Below are 18,610 nucleotides of genomic sequence, written 5' to 3' on the forward strand. Positions count from 1 at the left end.
GATTATTAAAAGGCCTGAGAAAAAGGTTGGGAAGGCAAAGCGGAAGGAGGTAATAGCAGGTCGAGGTGAACTCAGAAGAACGTCATTTTATAAACCGGGTTGTTTAATCTCCTTCTGCTTTTATCTGATCCAGGAGAGTTTCAACGGGGGTGGTGAGGTTTTTGCTGCGGTTGCAGGCCTGACAGGCCGGCACGACATTGCCTCTATTACTTTTTCCTTTCCTGGCCAAAGGCACCACATGATCCATAGTCAGGTTTTCCGCTCCCACCTGTTGATGACAAAAGTGGCACTCCCCTTTTTGGATTTGGGATTTCCACCATGGGGTCTTCCGTAATTTTTTCCCGCTTTCGCGCTCAATCCGTATATGCCTTCGGATCGCGTCATCGTCACCTAGTGAGTAGAATTGTTCTGGTTGGGTCATAAGGGAAGGGAGCCTCTGTTCATATTAATTGATTCGGACTGGTGATCATGGAAATCAGGTGCCGGGTCAACCTGGTTTGGAAGATTGTAGCGCTTGGGTCGGCGCTTTTTAAAGACAAGGAGGTTTTTAGGCCTGGGCACAGATCCTTCGCGGGGCCTCAGGATCACAATGTAGGAGAGGTCTACTGCAGTTTGCAGGATTGATGTGGGAATTGAAGGTTGTGTGATTAATCCAGCGCGAGGGTCAGGCATTTGGCGGAGCCACCGGCCTTGAGGAATTCATCCAGTTCCACAGGATGGGTGATATAGCCCCGTTTGTGTAACCATGCCATCGTTTCCGGACATCCGGTCGGCAGAACGACATGGCGGTCGATACAGACCGCATTGCAGGCAAATCGCTCGCCTTCCTGGGATGGGACTGCAAATCGTTTGTCCGGTTCTATACGAGAAGCCAGCACAGTTTGGGCGTACGTATCGAAACAGGGGGGATAGTAGAGAAGCTCTCCTCCGCTGAGGGGACAAAAGCAGGTATCCAGATGATAAAACCGTTGGTCCACCAATTCCACAGGCATGATTTCTTTCTGGAAAATTTCCGACAACTGGACATAGGCGCTGATATCACTCCGTTGCCGGTAGCCGCCGATCCAGAAATCCGGAAATCCCAATAAGTCCCCGGCCCCTTCAAAGTTTATGTCGGGGTCAAGGTTGATGACTTCATAGCCCTTTTTGGTGAACCAATCAATGAAATGCCGCTCCTCACCCTGCCGTTCCGGGTGGCGGAATTGGCTGGGAACAGCCTTGCCCCCATGGAGGACACCCGCATTGGCGGTAAACACCAAATCAGGTAGTTTTGGTATCGGTTCCATAAATTCGAGTTTGACTCCAACCTCGTTCTCCAGTACCTGGGTCAGCGTTTTCCATTGGGTTCTGGCGCGATCTCCATTGGATTGATTCGACACTCTCATCCATGGATTAATCTCATATTCGATACCAAAATAATCCGGGGGGCACATCAATAAACGGCTCATGGTATGGGTACCCTGCTATCCTTTCCAGCCGAGTTCACGGGCCAATTCCCATAAAAAAGAAGAAGAATCCATCACCAGTCCGACGGCTTGGAAGCTTCCACGGTCACTCAGTTTTGTGGGAACGGCAGGATTGATATCGACACAGACGGTTGGTGATGACGCCGGTAGCAAATTTCCAGTCGCCACGGCATGCAGGGTGGAGGCCACCAACAGGGCCAACCCCACGCCGGGAATGGCAGCGCGCATGGCCTCTTGGGCTTTGATGGAATCGGTGATGACGTCAGGCAAAGGGCCATCGTCCCGAATCGTCCCGGCCAGCACCATCTGGACCCCCTGTCGTATGCAGGCGGCCATGATTCCATCTTTGATTAATCCGCTTTCGATGGCTTTTCGGATGCTTCCCAGGGCCCGCACACGATTGATGGTGCGAAGGTGGTGCTCATGTCCGTGAGGCATGGAACGGCCAATACCCAGATTGTATCCTAAGGACGTTCCATATAGGCTGGCTTCCATGTCGTGAGCGGCCAGGGCGTTTCCGCAAAACAGAACATGGATGTATCCCGCTTCGATGATCCATGCCAGGGCTTCCCGGCCTCCCGCATGGATGATGGCCGGACCACCCGCAAACAACACCTTACCGGACCCTTTTCCCTCTTTTCGTTGTTGTTGAATGGCCTTCATCCGTTTGGCCACGTCGGCGATGATATGGTGGTGAGGACGTTCGGAAGAAACCTGGGCGTCCATGAATCCGAACACATCCCGTTCTTTTGGTCGTTCCAGCGGGAATACCCGAACTCCTTTTCTCCCCGTGACGACCAGGTCGCCTTTTTTCACCGAGCCCATGGGAAGCATCTGTGCGGAAAGTGGAGAGGGCTTGAGTCTAATCGCCACATCCATTTCGGGTTGCGGGACATCGATCCAGCTTCCTTGCCACCGTATTTGAGTGGCTAGATGAGATGTCGCGTAAAAATCCTCCGGTAAAATCCCATCAGCCGGTGCTGGCTCGACCGTGCAGTCCTCTTCGGTTTCAACCACTGCCCCATGCGGCTGAATGGTTTTCAGGATTTCCTGTAATAACTCCATGGTGGGAGCTTCAATCAGGATGGTGGCATGGGATGTGTCCTCCCGCCGGGTTCCCACCGTCACTTCCGAGAGGGTAAAGGTTCCCCCCAACATGACAATCGCATCCAGGACCTTTGCTAAGATCAATGAATCAATGATATGCCCTTGGATGGTGATGGGTTGAACGATCATTTTTTTATTTTACCATGAAATTCTGCAAAGGCGTGAAGTGAAAATCGATTGGGGTTTATTAGCCTCGCATGATGTTGAAAAGGTGTTTGGATAGTGTTCGCTCAAGACGACATGGCAATGTCTATCTGCCCAACATAAAGGAAATCGCAGAAGTATCATTCTCATGCGTTTCCTTACAGTGCTATACTATGACCATCTATCATTTGCCAGGGGGAACCAAGTTTGAATCATCATCTTTGTACTGTTCTTCTCATTGCTGGACTCGCGGGGTGCTATGGAGAGCAGATCCTTCAGACTACGGCCTGGGCTTCTTCCGGCACGGATGTCTTTCAATCTTTCACTCAACACATCGGCGCACAAATCGGAAAAGATAAACAGGAATTTGCCATCGCTGATTCCTGTACGGTCTATTTTTATCAACATTTGAAAAAGAAACCACGCCCAGAAGTTGAGCGCATTCATTTCTCCCCCATCTCCTCAAAAACAGGGCTTGATTATGATTGTGGGAAGCTCTTTCCCGAGGGACTGGAGCAGGCCCGGCAGGCCTTTGGGAACATGCAACAGCGGCTTTCCCTCAGCCTCACCTTTTATCAAATGGCTTTAGTGGGAGACGGGGATGATAATCAGGAATATAGTGCGCAGGAAATTCAGGATGTGCTGGCAGCCTTCGGGCTACCGTATCTTGATGGACTTCCTCATGGAGGGTATGTCATAGCCCTGACCGGTCTGTTCGATACCATTCGCCAGGATCTTCAATTCAAAATCCTGATGGAGGGGATGCAGGAGTTGATGAACAAGGGGTATCGCTTTACCAAGGCTGATCAGGCGGCATTGAATCGGAAGCTGAATTGATAGGTCATGGAGGGGGAATCGTTCTATCGTATTCGTTCTAACGCTTCTTGTGAGCGGCTGCGGACAGTCTGGTCCCAGTCTTCTTTCATCTTTTCTTCCAATTTCGCCTTCGCGTCTTGAGCCCGCATGCGACCCAGGGCTAATGCGGCGCAGGCTCGCACATGGGCATGGTCATCTTCCAACGCCCGGATCAATAAAGGGATCGAGGGTTGATGTTTCAAGATTCCCAGGTAACTGGCTGACATTCCCCGTATGCGATGTTGTTTGTCACCTATAGCCGTCTTCAACGTCCAAATAAAGAGTTCCGCCATCGGTTCGGAAACGGTCTCCAATCCTTCTACTTCGAATTGGTTCACTTCAATAAGGGTAAAGGCGAGATCTCGTCGTTTTTGGGCTGAGGGTTCTTTTTGAAAGCGTTGGAGGAGCCGATCGCGAAGCTGAAGGCGCTCTTTGCGAGCCTGCCATTTTTTTGTGCCAACCCATATGCTTACTCCCAATACGAGAATGCCTCCGAGTATCGGGAGGATCTCCTCGGTGATGTAATCCTGAGTGTCGAAAGTCAGATGATGCCATGTCCAAATGCCTGCTACGATGAGCCCCAGAACTAACAGGCCGAAAAACAGGTTGATGGAACGGGTTGCTTCGGGTTGGGTTGCCATACGGGGGGTAGTCATCAGGGAGTTTTTATTTACCGGCAAGGTCGAACAATGAAGGTCACCATACTAGGTTCAGGAACGAATATTCATCCTACCCGCGCTGCCGCCGGGTATGTAGTCGAGACGGACCGGCCTATTCTACTGGATTTTGGTCCGAGAACGCTCTCAAATTTATTACAAACCGGCATAGATCGCCATACGATCCAATACTTACTCTTTACCCATTACCATTCGGACCATTTTTCTGATTTTATTCCATTTTTCTTTGATGCGGTGTGCCATTCAAAGTTTGCGGCCGTTCGACCGGACCTCACCATTTATGGTCCACCTGGAACGAAACGACTCTTTCGGACGATTTTCCGGACATTCCCTAATTTTTCAGATCCACCTTTTCAGGTGATCCTCAAAGAGGTCAAGGATCGGTCGTTTTTGATTGGCCATACGCAGATCACGCCCTTGCCCATGACCCATTCTGAGCAACAGACCTGTCTCGGCTATCGTCTTGAATATCAGGGCCGGTCAGCGGCCTTTTCGGGAGATGCGATGGTTTCACCGAATCTAGTGAGGCTCTGTCAGGATACTGATCTGGCAGTCTTGGACTGCTCTTTTTCGTCTCATCAGCCAGGTGGATCGCATATGCATGCGGAAGAATGTGGAAAAATAGCAGAACAGGCCAATGCTAAAAAACTTGTGCTTTCGCATTTTTATGAGGCAGCCGACCGGTCGAATGTCGTGGCCCAAGCCCGCCGATTTTTCTCAGGCCCCATCATTAAAGGAAAAGACCTCCTGACCTTCCAGATAGCAAAGGCCTCCAAGGTGGCCTAGACTTGAGGGCGATCCTATAACCCTCGCCTGCAGGTCGGCCAAACGGGCTGAGGCTCAAAGCAAAAAGCGGACCTTGTCCGATCCGCGAGTTGGTCCGCCCCTCCGTGGCTTGCGTCAGCACGATTCCATGTGCCGACCTGGGCGAAAATGGTTTTGGGTCCTTTTGCTCCACAACAAAGGTTGCGCCTTTCGGGAGGCGTTAGTGAAAACTCGGCTGCCGCTCCGCCCCCCCCTTCAAAGTGCCATGGGCAAACCCCAACACATGAAGGAGAAGAAAAATGTCAGGCGGAGAAAACTACCAAAAACAGACCGCAATTTTAAACTGATGCTAAGAGCGACATTTCTCCTGTACCAGATTGAGGATTTTTGCTGCACTTCCTCATGCAAGGAAAAATTTTTCTGGAAAATCAAATTGATTCCTTCTAGATATTTGGCACAGGTCTTGAGTATTTCAAGTTGTGCAATGTTTCAATAACCGAATTAATCTTTTACAAAGGAGTCTTTATGATTCACATTTCTAAAAGCCTAACTTCCATTTTGGGCATAATGTTTTTAGTAATGTTTGGATCCACGCTGGCGGTTGCAGGCTCCACGATTAATGTCACGATTAAGGACAACGGCTACCATATTATAGGTAGCTCCTCCGGGACCCGGGCTCCAGGTTTTTCGATGGCGGCTGGTGAGGAAAACGTGATCATTTTAAAAAACGAAAACCATACTAATCATTCCTTTGTCTCGAAAGCATTTAAGGCAATGGATGTAGTGGTCACTGGAGAAGCGGAGGGGGTAAAAGATGGAGATGCCACCGGGTGGATAGTGGAGCCAGGCAAGAGCATCCAGCTCAAATTTATCCCTCCGGTGGGGAAGGATTTTTCAGGCAGCTGGGATGTTTTCTATTGCACCATTCACGGGAAAGACAAAATGATGGGTGAAATAGTCGTTGCCGATACCAGAGGAGGAGCTGGCGCTTTTTGATCTTCAATCAGGATGTTGAAACCAATCGGGTCGCTGGAATAATAAATTTCAGCGACCCTTTTTTATTTATACCAATGTATTGAAAATGGGGGGTACCCAGTAGCAAGTTCTGACAAGTGAGCACACCACTCCTCTCTCGTTTGTTCTTTTGCTAAAGCCGTCTGCTTTTCTCTGCCGTGCGGCCTCCGATTCGGGTCTGGGTCTTCATGGATGAGGCGCCGAAATCCGGCCCTTCCAAGTGCCAAGGGCAACTCCCAGAATACGGAGAAGAAGCTAAACGGCAGGCGGAGGAAAAATCTCAACAAAGGATTCGAACCCGTTAGTGAGGTAAAGGACTAACGGATATGACCTGTCGTGGCTAGAGGGAAGGATCCTCATCTATGGAAGATTCGTCCAGGACTTGAAGCAGAGTTTGTATCCGACCCGTCATGGGATTCCGTTCTTCCCGTTCATAAATACTCAACAGATTCCGGAGCATGCGGGCAAGAATCAGACGCGTCGAACTCTTTTCTAAAAACTCAGGAGTATAGTCCAAACCGGATGCCGTAATAAATTGCTCACAGTCCTGTTCCCGTAAGAATGCCCCACCGTTAAAACAATCCACAAATTGCGGGATAGGCTCTCCTTCAATCTTCACCAGGAAATGTCCCGGCATACCGACTCCGGAGAGGGGCAAATTTAAACGGTTTCCCACAAACACATAGATGGCCGAGAGAGAAATGGGGATCCCTTGCCGGGATTCGATGACCCGATGCAGATAGCTATTATCGGGATCATGGTAATGGATGCGGTTGCCGGAAAATCCCTTGTCTTTAAAGAGGAACGCGCTGAGGAGTCTTGCCACTTTCCCTGGAGGAGCCTCTTCGGAATGCCATTTTTTTCGAAATTCTTCCGTGAGGAGATCTAGGCACTCCTGATAGTGGGGGATATCGACATCCGGATAGGCGATCTTGGCGATAAGGAATGCTCCCTGCTCCCAATCAATCTGCCGGGAGCAATGGGCAACGAACGTGCTGAATTCCTCTTTGAGTTGCTCAAAACGAATTTCATCTTTCACAAAAGCAACACGGGATTCCAATGCCGTATCATCAGCGCGGGCTTTTTCCAGAAACGGTAAGGCCGAGGGACCGATTCGGACGAATTCCTGTTGAATCGTTTTGGCGACCTGTTCGTTGGGATCGGACAGCAAACGAAGCAGGGCTTGAATTTTTGTCTCTGAAGGTGAGTGCAAGAAGTTTTGTCCCGGGTAGATACGACAATGCCTCCCCAAAGAGGAAGAAACGTCTTATTGAGGAGTTGATAATTTGGGGAAAGGCCGTTAGCCGACGGAGCGCTTGAACGCGCGGGCTCCCCCATAGAGACACAGCCCGTCGAAGACGGCGAGAACGACTAGTGCGATGGCCACATGAGGGAGCGCTTCGCTCCAGCCGGTAAGAATCAATGGCCGTATGGCATCAATGACCCAGGTCATCGGATTAAAGAAAGCCAGTGATTTCATCCAACCCGGCATCGCCCCTAATGGGACGAGTGCGGAGCTGAGAAAGATCATCGGGAGCGAGAGGAAGCCAAGGACTGAGAAAAAATCTCCGTGACTTTTCACGGAAAACGCCATGGCCATGGAAATGGCGGTGAGCCCGACACCAAATAGCATCCCGATGACTAAAATGAGGGCGATTCCTAAAATCCCGGTTTCCGCACTCACGCCAAATAAAAAGGCCACTCCCAGAATAACCAGTATTTGCATGGCGGTGATGGCCATCACAAAGAGAAACCGACTGAGGATGACGGACGATCGTCGGATGGGAGTTGCCATCAATCGCTCCAGAAACCCGTTTTCTTTATCAAACAGGAGGTCTACACCCCCTGCCAGCCCGTTATTGAGGACGGTCATCACGACGACGCCGGCTGCAAGGAAACTCATGTAATTCGGGGCTTGGACGACCTGTACATCGGCAGCACGTTGAAAAAGGTTGCCGAAAAAGATGAGCCAAAACAGCATGGGCTGAATTAGGGTAAACAGCATACTGAATTTTTCCCGGCTCAAACGCTTGACCCATCGATTGGTCAGGGCAAGCACCTCTTGAATTTGCTCATTCATGGAGAAACCTTTCCAGAACAGTGAAAATCTATAGGATATGATTTTAGGTCGTGGGTTCAGGGGGTTGGTCTGTGAGGGACCGGCCTGTGTGAGCCACAAACACGTCGTCTAGTCGCGGCCGATGATATTCGATTCCGTCGAGGCGACATCCTACTCGATTGGTCGTCTCGAGGATAGCAGGCAATGCCTTCTCGGGAGCATCGACACGGATATCAAGACCCTGTGGAGTAGGACGAATGGCACGCACGAAGGGTAAAGCTTTCAGTGCGGTTGAGAGGGTTTCAACGACCTGAGGCGCAGGATCTCCAAGAGTGAGCCAGACACCATCTCCACCCAGGCTGGCCTTGAGATCCTTTGGAGAGCCAATGGCGCGAATTTCTCCCCGATCAATGATGGCGATTCGATCACAAAGCTGATCGGCTTCATCCAGGTAATTGGTGGTCATGACAATGGTCATGCCCTGCTCGCGCAATTGCCGGAGGTATTGCCAAATATTGAGGCGGCTCTGAACGTCAAGCCCAAGCGTGGGTTCGTCCAGAAAAAGTACTTTGGGATTCGGCAACAAGCCGCAGGCGATATCTAATTTTCGTTTCATCCCGCCGGAATAGCCTTTAGCCACGCGATCGGCATGTTCCTCCAGATCGACCAGCTTCAAAAGCGATGCAATCCTGGTGAGGGCTTCATTCTTTGGGAGATGATAGAGATCCGCGAGCAACAGCAGATGTTCCCGTCCGGTAAGAAAGCGGTCGATGGCCCGTTCCTGAGGCACGTAGCCGATCAGCCGTCGAATGGTATCGGCTTCTTTGACGACATCATGTCCGAAGATCGTTGCGGTTCCGGATGTGGGGCTCAGGGTCGTAATTAAAATTCGAAGCGTGGTGCTTTTCCCTGCCCCGTTGGGTCCCAGGAGGCCAAAAATTTCCCCTTGCGTGACGGACAAGGAGAGATCCTTCACCGCGGTCACGGTGTCGTAGGTTTTCCCCAGCCCTTTAACCTCAATGGCAACGGCATCAGACATGGTGTGTTATCCTTGTGCCGTTCGAAGATCGGCAAGTTTAAAGCGGATCAGGTCAATCAGGCGGCGAGCTTGCTGGACGAGATGGCCGGATTCAAGTAAAAATTGTTTTTCCACGGGTGACAAATCAAGACCGGCTGAAAGGTTATGAACAAGAATGGAATCCGTGAGTTTGCCAGAAGCGATCACCTGACACAACTCATGAGCTTTTTTCCAGGTGAGATATTCTTGGGTGACCTGCTCCAGATTGATGCGGGTCTCAATGTCCAGGGAGGCCGCGCCCCTTTGGGCATAGGGAATAATTTGTGCTTGTCGGTAGGGCGTCGAGACTTCTTGTTCCTCAAAGGTGCATCGCTGAAGACCTTGCAAGACAATGTTAAACCGGCCGTCAGGGAGTTTGTGTGAGCTGATAATTCGCCCCACACATCCGATAGGGTAAATCGGGGGACTTTCCTCATACTCGTCTTCCCAGCCCTCTTTGAGCAGGGCCATCCCGATGCAATCCCCCTGAGCGGATGCCTGTCGAACCATTTCACGGTATCGGGGTTCAAAGATGTGTAATGGCAAATAGGTTTCAGGGAAAAAAACCGTGGTGGGTAGTGGGAAAATCGGCACGATGTCCGGTATCGGAAAGGTGTCGGATTCGGCCGATGGGAAATCTGAAGACATGCGGTACGATAGCGGAGAATTTTCGAGAAAGTCAACGTAAAATAGTGGCTCCACGTGTTTCAATAAAATGAGAAAATCCTTGCGGGGAAAGGGATTTGTACGCAATGAAAGGTCGTGGTATAACCGGAAGCATGAAGTGGACGAAGGCCTTCACCCACGCGATGGTTATACAGGTCAGGAGGTGAGAGCGAGATCCTGGTGGTTCGAGATTTCGTTCCTGATCATATTCCCGCTACTGGGGATTTCGTCGGTTTTTGCAGAGACCTCCAACGTTGGACTTCACGAATTTGCTCCTGCCCGCCCTGGATACGCCTATGTATTCCCGCGGGATCATGGCAGTCATGAGCAGTTTCAGACAGAGTGGTGGTATTTTACCGGACATCTGTCGAGCACGAATGGTCGACGGTTTGGTTACGAACTGACATTTTTTCGTCGCGGAATCGACTCACCTGATGCCTGGAGCAATCCTTCTGCATGGGCCATGCGACATTTGTACTTTGCCCATTTCGCCTTGACCGACGAAGCGAACGAGCAATTCGGGTTTTCCGAAAAGCTCAGTCGTGCCGGAATCAAGAAGGCCGGAGCCGAAGCGGATCGGTTGAATGTGTGGATCGATCGGTGGTCGGTGAAGACGGTGGCCCCCGATCATCGACAATTTCATCTTCAGGCGAAGGCCGAGGATTTTTCCATTGATTTGACGCTCGAATCAAGTAAACCTCCCGTTACTCATGGCACAGATGGCGTAAGCCGGAAAGGCCAGCATCCAGAAGATACCTCCCATTATTATTCATTGACCCGTCTTCAGACGGCAGGATCGGTGGTGGTACAGGGGACACCGCTGGCAGTCAACGGCGTGAGTTGGATGGACCACGAGTTTGGATCTGCTGACCTTTCGGAAGGTCTCGTTGGATGGGATTGGTTCAGCCTGCAACTTGAGAATGACTATGACATTATGGCCTATGGGCTTCGCCGTGCGGATGGAACGTTTGATCCTGCCTCCAGTGGAACGCTGGTGAGACCAAATGGATCGTCGACATCCCTTTCCCTTGAAGAGATTAAGGTAAGCGTACATGGCTATTGGACGAGTCCGCTCAGTGGGGCGCGGTATCCCAATCAATGGACGTTGTCCATTCCTTCTGAAAAGGTTGAGTTGAACATTTCCCCCAGAATGGCCAATCAAGAACTCGTAACCAGGCGTAGTACCGATGTGACGTATTGGGAAGGAGCTGTGGATGTCACTGGGCTTTGGAAGGGAGAGGAAATTCATGGCCAGGGCTATGTTGAACTGACCGGATATGCCGAACCATACCGCCCTGGACAATAAGGGGGCTGTTGAAAAAAGCCGCCAGCGGCGTTCTCGTCATTTTTCCGTGCTCACGTACTGGAAGTACGCTCTGCGCGCAAAAATGACTGCGGCCTTGCTGGACGAACCCTTCGAAAGGCTCAGGGCATGCTTTTTTGAACCGCCCCGATGCCTCGTGCACCGTGCTTGTGGGTCAATATGCTCTTGGAAATTATTATTATTATTGAACACTCCCATAAGGTGTGAGCTCTTGCCATTTAATAATGAAGGATGGTTCTAAGATGTTCCGCGCTCATTGGATTTTCGTTGTTTTTTTGATGTTCGGACTGGCGGCCTGCGGGCAACGAAGCGATACCATTGTGTCCATTGCCTTACATCCCACGAAACCCAACATTGTGTATGTTGCGACGGATGAAGCGGTCTATAAATCTTCGGATACGGGAGCCACATGGACCAGATTTGCCGGCGAACTAGCCCGGACGCGAGTGATTTGTCTTGCCCTTGATCCCCAGTTGTCCGCCACCGTGTTTGCCGGAACGATGGGCGATGGAACCTATAAAAGCCCCGATGGGGGAAGAACGTGGCATCCCTATAACTCCGGGATTCAGAAAGGCACGATCTCGGCTATTGTCAATCAGATTGTATTTAATCCTCTGGGAACGGAGATGGTATATGCGGGAACGACCGTTGGGGTGTTTCGAAGTTTGGATGGCGGTCGACATTGGACCGAACGGATGCAGGGAATGACGGAGGTGAGTTTTGTGGTGACCCTGGCCATCGATCCTCAGCGTCCAAACGTCTTGTATGCGGGGACTACCGGAGGCGTCTATCGCACCATCAATGCCACGGAAAGTTGGGAGAAATCATCAACGGGAATGGTGGCTTCAGATGCCAAAATGGCCTCAATGGCGTTGGGAGTCAATGGAATCGTGGTTGACCCAACGAATAGTGACGTGGTGTATGCAGGGACCACGGACGGGTTATATAAATCAACGGACCAGGCCGAGCATTGGACAAAAATCGGAGGAAGTATTCAACACGCCTATATTAGTGCCATCCAATTGGATCCCACTAACCCTTCCATTCTGTATATGGCGACGAGTGATCGGGTTCAAAAAAGTGAGGACGGAGGAGAGACCTGGCAACCGAAAATTAAGGGATTGGAGGCAGCCAGTATTCGTAGTCTTCAGATGAGCCCCTTGGATCCACGCATTCTGTATGTTGGCACCAATGGAGGGGGGCTGTATCGAAGTATGGATGCCGGAGAATCCTGGATCCGATTACCTCTGGTTCCTGCCCCAAGTGAGTAGTCGCCAGGGTTAGATGCTTTTTCCCCTACCGTGCTCTGATGCGTATTTGAGGGTGTCCTTTCGCCCTTTGAAGGATTCCGGAAGCAGAAATGCGAGGTCCTTCATGACTTTGGCTCCCTAGGTTGGGCCGAAGTGTGAGGTTGGTGCTCCATCCTTCGAGAGAATTGGACCAGTGGCGAGTCCAACTGGTGGTAATCAAATCTAATCCGATGGTTTCACGAATGCCATTGAACCGCTCCCCTTCCCCATTAAATTCAGTAAAGCGAAATATGGAGAATCCGGTAGCAAAGACCGGTTCCTTATCGGGGCAGTTCAGCGCTCCCCAATGAATACCTGGTGCGGAAATTTCGGCTCTGGCCGGTTGTGGAGATATCCACCAACTCAAACAGGTGATCAGGATGATGAACAAAGTCAAAGATGAATGAAACCGGCAAGCCATAGTCAAGGAGATGAGGCGTTCAATATCAGCGAGGGGTAGTTTGATGATTTCCAGAACAACGGCAATGTCTTGGAGCATCTGCCCTATAGTGGGGGATTACCCTATTGGCAGGCTTACGCATGAGATGTCCGGACTTTACGAGATATACCCAATATGGGATGAATCAGTGAGGAGGGAGGAAATCAGAAATCGAGAGCCTCGTTTACTTTTTCGACAAGCTCACGGAAATTACAGGGCTTGTCAATAATCGCATAGGCGCCAAGTCCCATGGCTTTGTGCTTGTGTATTTCGTCAATGACTCCGCTGAGCAGGATTACCCGAGGGGTTCTGCCGTTCAAGGTCCGGTTGACTCGTTCCAACAGAGTCAGTCCACTCATAATAGGCATGTGATAGTCAGCAAGGACGAGATCTACATGGTTTTCTTCCAACCATGCGAGTGCAGCCGCGCCGTTTTCCGACTCAGCGCATTCAATTCCCGAGGATTCTAATGCCCCCCGCACAGTTCGGCGGACAGCAGGTTCATCATCCACAATCAGCACATGTTTTTTGAGAGAGGGAGACCGTTTGTTCACCACGATGTGTTCCTCTGAAACACCATAAGAACATTCAACTTTTTCTCGGGACAAGTCGGCCGGTTGTTTTGGGAAAGTTTATTCTATTTTTGCATACGTAATGTGACTTGGGGAATACCCTCACCATATATCTTGTGTAGATTTTTATCAACTACACAATGATTAAATATTCGGCAAAATGATGAAGGTGTAGTGAATGATGCTGCATCACAAATAATCAATAACTTACGCACAGGATTGTCCACAATTTTGGTGGATGGGATAAGTTGAAATAATTGGCTAAAAAGCGGGAGAGTTACACTTGGGTTTTTTGAAGGCAGGATCCGGACAATTGCGATTTGACTGATTCATAAATTTTACTTCCTGGCAGAAGTTCTATCCCAGGTATCCCGGACGCAATCGCCTGCTGGACAGCTAAACGGGCGACTCTCATGCGTGGGATTGTCTGAGAGGGGAGCGCTTCTTGAAGAGCGATGAAAGTCACAGGAGGAATCTTGACAGAAAAGAGATCCCCGTCAGGTGAGGAAAAGATAAAGCATTCGATGTTTGAAGACCCGACACGATAGGTCAATTTAAATGTGATGTTGTGGGGCTGGAGGGAGTCATCATCAGAGGGAAATTGCTGAAAGGTGTTTTCGACAATATCCGGGGATACGCCAGAGGGAATACCAGGGATCCACTCGGGAATGGTTGAAAGGCCACGGTGGCAATAGCCCGTGGGGGTTTTCGCCACTCGCCAGGTGACGCCTTCGATGAAAAATGACAGAATTCGTAAAGCCATCACAATTTTAGGAAGTGAGAGTATATCGTTCCTGCAGGCCTTACGGCCGAATCAGGCAATTCACTAGCATACTAGGGAAGCGGGGGCTCAAGCAATTCCAGCCACTTTTGATACGATGGAAAGACAATGTGAGAAATGGGTTGGCCTTGTTTTATTTGACCTGTTTTGTAAGATTAAGGAGAAAAAGTCAGGGAATTTACTCCGTGAAGGCACCATTTGTGGTATTTTAGGAGCTTCCGTTCTCTGTAGCTTGCTTCGGCGTTACCGTATGAGAACTGTAATCGATTGATCCCCTGAATACCCAGCTGCTTGAGGGATCTTCTAATTTTACATAAGATTTTCATTTGTAAATTTTCCCCCACCATATGGAAGGTATCTCCAATTTCTTTCCTTATTCTAATGTGACTATTTGGAAAGTAAATCTGGTCCGGACCTTTTTTGAACGGGGTTCAGGAAAAAATTCTTATCTGGCCTACACATGCGTATTTTTACAAAAGAAATGATAACGAAGGGAACATTGCTATGTCGGGTTTAGGTTGTCGTCACTATAGAAACCTGATCGGTCTGCTTGGAGCTTTTGGAATGATGTTGGGATGTGTTGGTGGTCCCGTCGGGAATGAAGCCTATAAAAAAGAAGGGTTTCAAGTGACTCGTCCTAATCCGGGAGCCAGGGTGGTGTTGAGGGGAAATCATGCGGCTGCCGTCAATCAGGCCTTTCATTGGTTAAACGACCATCAACTACTGGTGGTCGATCGGCGGGTGGATCCGAACATGACCGCTCAGAAATTTTCCCGTCAAAATGACACCGAACGGCAAACCCAATTTTTAGCAGTCGATCGTATGGTTGGGGCGACTTTATGGGTCTTTGCCCAGGTCGATGAAACTTCGTTGTTAAATTCCACGGTAGATTCCATGAATGGCGAGTCTCAAAACCTCAACGCGGCTACCGTAGACATTCAAGGGATCGATGCGAAAACCGGAGAGGTCATGTTCGGAGCCAAGGCCTGGAATTCTGACCCACTGGTGGTATCCGATCAAGTGATACAAGATTTGACCATCGTTGCCCTTGAACAGGCTTGGCAGAAATCAGCGGTCCAGCCTTCCTCGCCACAAGAGGTGAAATCAGAGGATACCACCGAGCCTCCGGCACTTCAGGTAGCGCCGGTATCGGCTGATTCTTCCAGTTCACCCACCACAACTCAGTCGGCGAAGGTATATTCAGAGTCGCCTGGATCAGCCACTGTGGCCCAGTCAGAGCCGGTGGAATCAAGCGCGACTTCTCCAGAGCAGACTCCGGTCATTGCAGACCCGGTTTCTGAGGAAATGTCTCCCGTGTCTGTTGAGACACCGGTATCGGTTGAGCCATCTTCTGATACACCTATGACAACTCAGCCAGAACCGGCAGATTTGGAGCCGTCTGCTGAGCCAGCCGTGGATCAGCCGGCGGATGCCGAAAATTCAGGGAACTCAGACGATTCGTCCTTGGGACTTCAAGTCGCGAGTGGAGCCTTGTCGATTTTGTATACGCCGGTCAAAGTGGTCTATGCCGGCGTGGGTGGGATATTTGGAGGGTTTGTTTATCTGGTGACCGCAGGGAATGAACGGGCGGCTCAATCAGTTTGGGACGCCAGTCTTAAAGGGGATTATTGGCTCACCCCGGACCATTTACAAGGGAACGAACCTGTTCGCTTCAAGGGAGAAACGACGCGTTAATCCTTCCAATCCCAAAACAATACTTCAACCGAAGGGCATGCCACGGCTAGTGCTCCGATGTGGGCCTGGCCTGCATTGATGCGAAAGAGTGAACAGTCGTTCCTCCGATCGGGTTTATGTGTTGACAGCACAGTAGCTTTCCATCCGTCCTGGTCGAGTGCAATCTCACATTGAGCCATTCCACCCGATAATCCAATTCCCTGCATTTTGAGATACGCTTCCTTGCAGGTCCAGTAGGCCAAAAACTCTTGCGTCCGCTTGTCAGGTGAAAAGGTGGCAAGGTACGCCGCCTCCCGTGGAGAAAAATACCTTGTGGCGATATCCTGATCGCTGACATTCCGGTCGACCTCTTCCACATCAATCCCCACAGCATGTTCAACCGTGAAGGCCAGCAATGCCATTCCACTCGTATGAGAGACATTGAATTGTAATGACGGATGGGATGGTTCAGTCAGAGAGGGTTTCCCTTGTAAGTTGTTCCCAAGTCCGAGAGTACTGGGGGGAATTCCCACATAGTGACCGATCAAATTTCGAAGTATGCCTCTGGTTGAAATAAATTGGTATTGGTGGTGAGGAAGCCGATACCGTTCTGCCCGTGCCCGTTCTTCCTCAGATAGGTCGGCACGGTAAAGAGCAGCCTGCCGGGGTGACATATCCAGATGAACTCGCCACACATGGACCACGCCTGGCGACAGGCTCCTAAAAATGTCAGGAGAGGAGGGGCAAGCCCAGTGGGTGGAAGGCAGCATTGATTTCAGAGGGATTGTATCGGAAGGGCGGCTTGGCTGAAACCCTTTGAGCCTTCTATAAAGAGTCGATGACCGGTGTGTTCCACGTTCCTATTTTTCATCAACTTTCCTATACTGCCGACTTCTGCAAGAATATGAGGGTAGGAACCAGGTATCCTTGCAGAGTTCTCGAGAGGGCAACCACTGACCACACCTGAAAGGCTTTCCCAGATGACAGCTCGGATCATATGTTTTATTTAAAATCCCGGGGTGCCACAACTACATTACATTGGTTCTTCGGTTTCGTCGTGTTTACTTTTCTTGTCTCATGTTCGGAGAAAGGCCTGTCTGATATGACCCCCGAGCAACTGTTAGCCTCAATCGAAATAGGCAGGGCGCCAGTGATCGTGGATGTCCGCTCGCAAAGTGAATACGATGCCGGGCATGTGCCCGGCGCTGTGCATCTGCCTTTTTACGCCATGTGGAGCCGTCATAAGGAGGCGAATGGCACACCGAAGGACCCGATTGTCGTATATTGCGAGCATGGCCCGAGAGCGTGGATAGGCAAATTTGCCCTCTGGACGATGGGGTATAAGAATATTGGGTATCTGGACGGGCACATGTCAGGCTGGAAACAGCGAGGTATGCCCATGGAAAACCGCGCCGATAAATCGAATAAGTAAGTACTAAGCCGCCGCCTCCACCTTATAGTTAACCCTCTCGCAGGACTCTATGTTCATGATTGAATCTCCAATTTGTGGATAAATAGGTCTATGAGAAGAACTGCTATTTTTTCGCCTTTGCGTGGTCCTGTTTTACGTGGATAAGAGATAGCCAGCCTACCTTCCCTACCCTCATTTTCCTTTTGTTTCCTCTGGGGGACCTAGTTTCTCGATCACATAGCCGTGAGGATGTGAGGGATGGCTCATCTCGGTCCGGAGCCGGGGATGCCGTCGAGGGGGAAGCCACCGCAACGCATTAGCTCGAAGCTTCAGAAGTGAGGGTACCGCCCATCGCATAAATGTAGACGGTTGAGGAAAGCCAAACGCCTTAAGTAGGGGCGGCTCCAAAAGGGAATAGATAGCGGACTGGACAGAAGGTGCCAACACTTTTGGGAACCATCCTGAAAACATATTCACGGTCGCCATGCCTGTACGGTAATTTGATAACGCGTACTGAAAGTGGTGGCGTTCATACTCTACATTAAAACGCTCAAAGGTCTGGTAATCCTCTGGAATTTCCTGGATGTGCATGCGTTGTCCGACGGCTTGCCAGAAGTAAAACAGGCCGAGACGTTCCTGCTCGCACATGATTCGCCAGCCGAACCGACGGTTCCACCGAATGGGTTCGAAGAGAAACGTGGACAGAACATAGAGAAAGTCTTCGTTGTTTATCGAGAATCGTCCGTGTAGCTTGTTTATGCGTTGGATGGCCCGCAGGCCTCGCTCGCTGCTGTATCCCCATTCCAATAATTCGCTGATCAGAATGTCGGTGTCGTCATAGCGTTTTTGAGTTCGTTGCCGGAATTCTCCGGTCCGATCCAGCAGCCTGGAAATACTCGGAACACAAAAGGTGCGAAACAAGGCCAATTCCAGAGCGCGGGTCGTGTCGAAGGAAAAATCGTAACAGGTGGACAAAAAGACAATACGTTCATGATCCTTTTGTGGATCGAGCGTTTGGATTTCCTTGAGTATGCGGTCTCGCGCCATCATCACAATCTCTCACTTTTCTTACATCCGGTCATATCCCACCATAAACTTCTTAACGGATCAATATAAGAAGTGTGACTTGGAAAGGGTTTTCAGGACTCTCATTAGGACTCGTTTTTGGATAATGCCATATCAGGGAGGATTCTCCCTCAGCAAGAACTTGGGGAACTGCTGGCGAGGGCTTTGCTTGTGATTCGAAAATTTCTCATTTTTGGTTAGAATAACTGCGGGGCTGTTCCTCTTTTTAAACCGTGGGAAACCAG

General features: G+C 50.2%; 20 protein-coding genes. 7 read left to right on the forward strand and 13 right to left on the reverse strand.

Annotated elements, in window-relative coordinates; all coding sequences use genetic code 11:
- Positions 1-103: 103 nt before the first annotated feature.
- From PJI16_00320 to PJI16_00330, 3 genes are all read right to left on the reverse strand, one after another.
- Entirely contained in the window at positions 104-421 is a 318-nt protein-coding gene (locus PJI16_00320) for an HNH endonuclease signature motif containing protein (protein ID MDT3776004.1), read from the reverse strand.
- Positions 422-647: 226 nt separating this feature from the next.
- A complete protein-coding gene (locus tag PJI16_00325) occupies positions 648-1,448 on the reverse strand; it encodes an arginine deiminase-related protein (GenBank protein ID MDT3776005.1) in 801 nt (266 codons plus the stop codon).
- 15 nt (positions 1,449-1,463) lie between these two features.
- The gene (locus tag PJI16_00330; GenBank protein MDT3776006.1) at positions 1,464-2,702 is read right to left on the reverse strand and encodes a TIGR00300 family protein; all 1,239 of its coding nucleotides are present in this window, start codon (positions 2,700-2,702) and stop codon (positions 1,464-1,466) included.
- A 222-nt stretch (positions 2,703-2,924) separates the two neighbouring features.
- On the opposite strand from PJI16_00330, the gene PJI16_00335 reads away from it, so the two are divergent.
- Complete coding sequence (locus tag PJI16_00335; protein ID MDT3776007.1) at positions 2,925-3,554, forward strand: hypothetical protein; 630 nt, start codon at positions 2,925-2,927, stop codon at positions 3,552-3,554.
- 23 nt (positions 3,555-3,577) lie between these two features.
- On the opposite strand, the gene PJI16_00340 is transcribed toward PJI16_00335, so the two are convergent.
- On the reverse strand, positions 3,578-4,213 hold the full coding sequence (locus PJI16_00340) for a HEAT repeat domain-containing protein (protein ID MDT3776008.1): 636 nt from the start codon (positions 4,211-4,213) through the stop codon (positions 3,578-3,580).
- A gap of 48 nt (positions 4,214-4,261) precedes the next feature.
- On the opposite strand from PJI16_00340, the gene PJI16_00345 reads away from it, so the two are divergent.
- Both PJI16_00345 and PJI16_00350 read left to right on the forward strand, forming a co-directional pair.
- Positions 4,262-5,035, forward strand: a complete 774-nt coding sequence (locus tag PJI16_00345) for an MBL fold metallo-hydrolase (GenBank protein ID MDT3776009.1) — start codon at positions 4,262-4,264, stop codon at positions 5,033-5,035.
- Between the two features lie 504 nt (positions 5,036-5,539).
- The gene (locus PJI16_00350) at positions 5,540-6,010 is read left to right on the forward strand and encodes a hypothetical protein (protein MDT3776010.1); all 471 of its coding nucleotides are present in this window, start codon (positions 5,540-5,542) and stop codon (positions 6,008-6,010) included.
- A gap of 358 nt (positions 6,011-6,368) precedes the next feature.
- Here the strand turns inward: PJI16_00350 and PJI16_00355 are convergent, their stop codons facing one another.
- The 4 genes from PJI16_00355 to PJI16_00370 form a co-directional block, all read right to left on the reverse strand.
- Positions 6,369-7,241 (reverse strand): transglutaminase-like domain-containing protein, encoded by an 873-nt coding sequence (locus PJI16_00355; protein ID MDT3776011.1) that lies wholly within the window; start codon positions 7,239-7,241, stop codon positions 6,369-6,371.
- A gap of 87 nt (positions 7,242-7,328) precedes the next feature.
- The gene (locus PJI16_00360; protein MDT3776012.1) at positions 7,329-8,108 is read right to left on the reverse strand and encodes an ABC transporter permease; all 780 of its coding nucleotides are present in this window, start codon (positions 8,106-8,108) and stop codon (positions 7,329-7,331) included.
- Positions 8,109-8,151: 43 nt separating this feature from the next.
- A complete protein-coding gene (locus PJI16_00365) occupies positions 8,152-9,126 on the reverse strand; it encodes an ATP-binding cassette domain-containing protein (protein MDT3776013.1) in 975 nt (324 codons plus the stop codon).
- A gap of 6 nt (positions 9,127-9,132) precedes the next feature.
- Positions 9,133-9,846, reverse strand: a complete 714-nt coding sequence (locus PJI16_00370; protein MDT3776014.1) for an LON peptidase substrate-binding domain-containing protein — start codon at positions 9,844-9,846, stop codon at positions 9,133-9,135.
- A gap of 82 nt (positions 9,847-9,928) precedes the next feature.
- Here PJI16_00370 and PJI16_00375 point away from each other — a divergent pair, with 82 nt between their 5' ends.
- Both PJI16_00375 and PJI16_00380 read left to right on the forward strand, forming a co-directional pair.
- Positions 9,929-11,116 carry a lipocalin-like domain-containing protein gene (locus PJI16_00375; GenBank protein MDT3776015.1) on the forward strand — a complete coding sequence of 396 codons (1,188 nt, stop codon included), beginning with the start codon at positions 9,929-9,931 and terminating at the stop codon, positions 11,114-11,116.
- A gap of 260 nt (positions 11,117-11,376) precedes the next feature.
- Positions 11,377-12,405 carry a hypothetical protein gene (locus PJI16_00380; protein MDT3776016.1) on the forward strand — a complete coding sequence of 343 codons (1,029 nt, stop codon included), beginning with the start codon at positions 11,377-11,379 and terminating at the stop codon, positions 12,403-12,405.
- Positions 12,406-12,430: 25 nt separating this feature from the next.
- Here PJI16_00380 and PJI16_00385 read toward each other — a convergent pair whose 3' ends face one another.
- The 3 genes from PJI16_00385 to PJI16_00395 form a co-directional block, all read right to left on the reverse strand.
- Positions 12,431-12,922: a hypothetical protein gene (locus PJI16_00385; GenBank protein MDT3776017.1), complete on the reverse strand. Its 492-nt coding sequence runs from the start codon at positions 12,920-12,922 to the stop codon at positions 12,431-12,433.
- Positions 12,923-13,026: 104 nt separating this feature from the next.
- Positions 13,027-13,419, reverse strand: a complete 393-nt coding sequence (locus tag PJI16_00390; protein ID MDT3776018.1) for a response regulator — start codon at positions 13,417-13,419, stop codon at positions 13,027-13,029.
- 292 nt (positions 13,420-13,711) lie between these two features.
- Positions 13,712-14,197: a hypothetical protein gene (locus tag PJI16_00395; protein MDT3776019.1), complete on the reverse strand. Its 486-nt coding sequence runs from the start codon at positions 14,195-14,197 to the stop codon at positions 13,712-13,714.
- 582 nt (positions 14,198-14,779) lie between these two features.
- On the opposite strand from PJI16_00395, the gene PJI16_00400 reads away from it, so the two are divergent.
- A complete protein-coding gene (locus tag PJI16_00400; GenBank protein MDT3776020.1) occupies positions 14,780-15,910 on the forward strand; it encodes a hypothetical protein in 1,131 nt (376 codons plus the stop codon).
- Here the strand turns inward: PJI16_00400 and PJI16_00405 are convergent.
- On the reverse strand, positions 15,907-16,593 hold the full coding sequence (locus PJI16_00405) for a 4'-phosphopantetheinyl transferase superfamily protein (GenBank protein ID MDT3776021.1): 687 nt from the start codon (positions 16,591-16,593) through the stop codon (positions 15,907-15,909). The genes PJI16_00400 and PJI16_00405 overlap by 4 nt on opposite strands.
- 398 nt (positions 16,594-16,991) lie before the next feature.
- Between PJI16_00405 and PJI16_00410 the strand changes: the two genes are divergently transcribed.
- Positions 16,992-17,321, forward strand: coding sequence for a rhodanese-like domain-containing protein (locus PJI16_00410; protein MDT3776022.1), 330 nt, complete (start codon positions 16,992-16,994; stop codon positions 17,319-17,321).
- Between the two features lie 171 nt (positions 17,322-17,492).
- Here PJI16_00410 and PJI16_00415 read toward each other — a convergent pair whose 3' ends face one another.
- The gene (locus PJI16_00415; GenBank protein MDT3776023.1) at positions 17,493-18,350 is read right to left on the reverse strand and encodes a DUF2236 domain-containing protein; all 858 of its coding nucleotides are present in this window, start codon (positions 18,348-18,350) and stop codon (positions 17,493-17,495) included.
- Between the last annotated feature and the right edge of the window lie 260 nt (positions 18,351-18,610).

Source organism: Nitrospira sp. MA-1, from assembly GCA_032139905.1.
Taxonomy (GTDB): domain Bacteria; phylum Nitrospirota; class Nitrospiria; order Nitrospirales; family UBA8639; genus Nitrospira_E.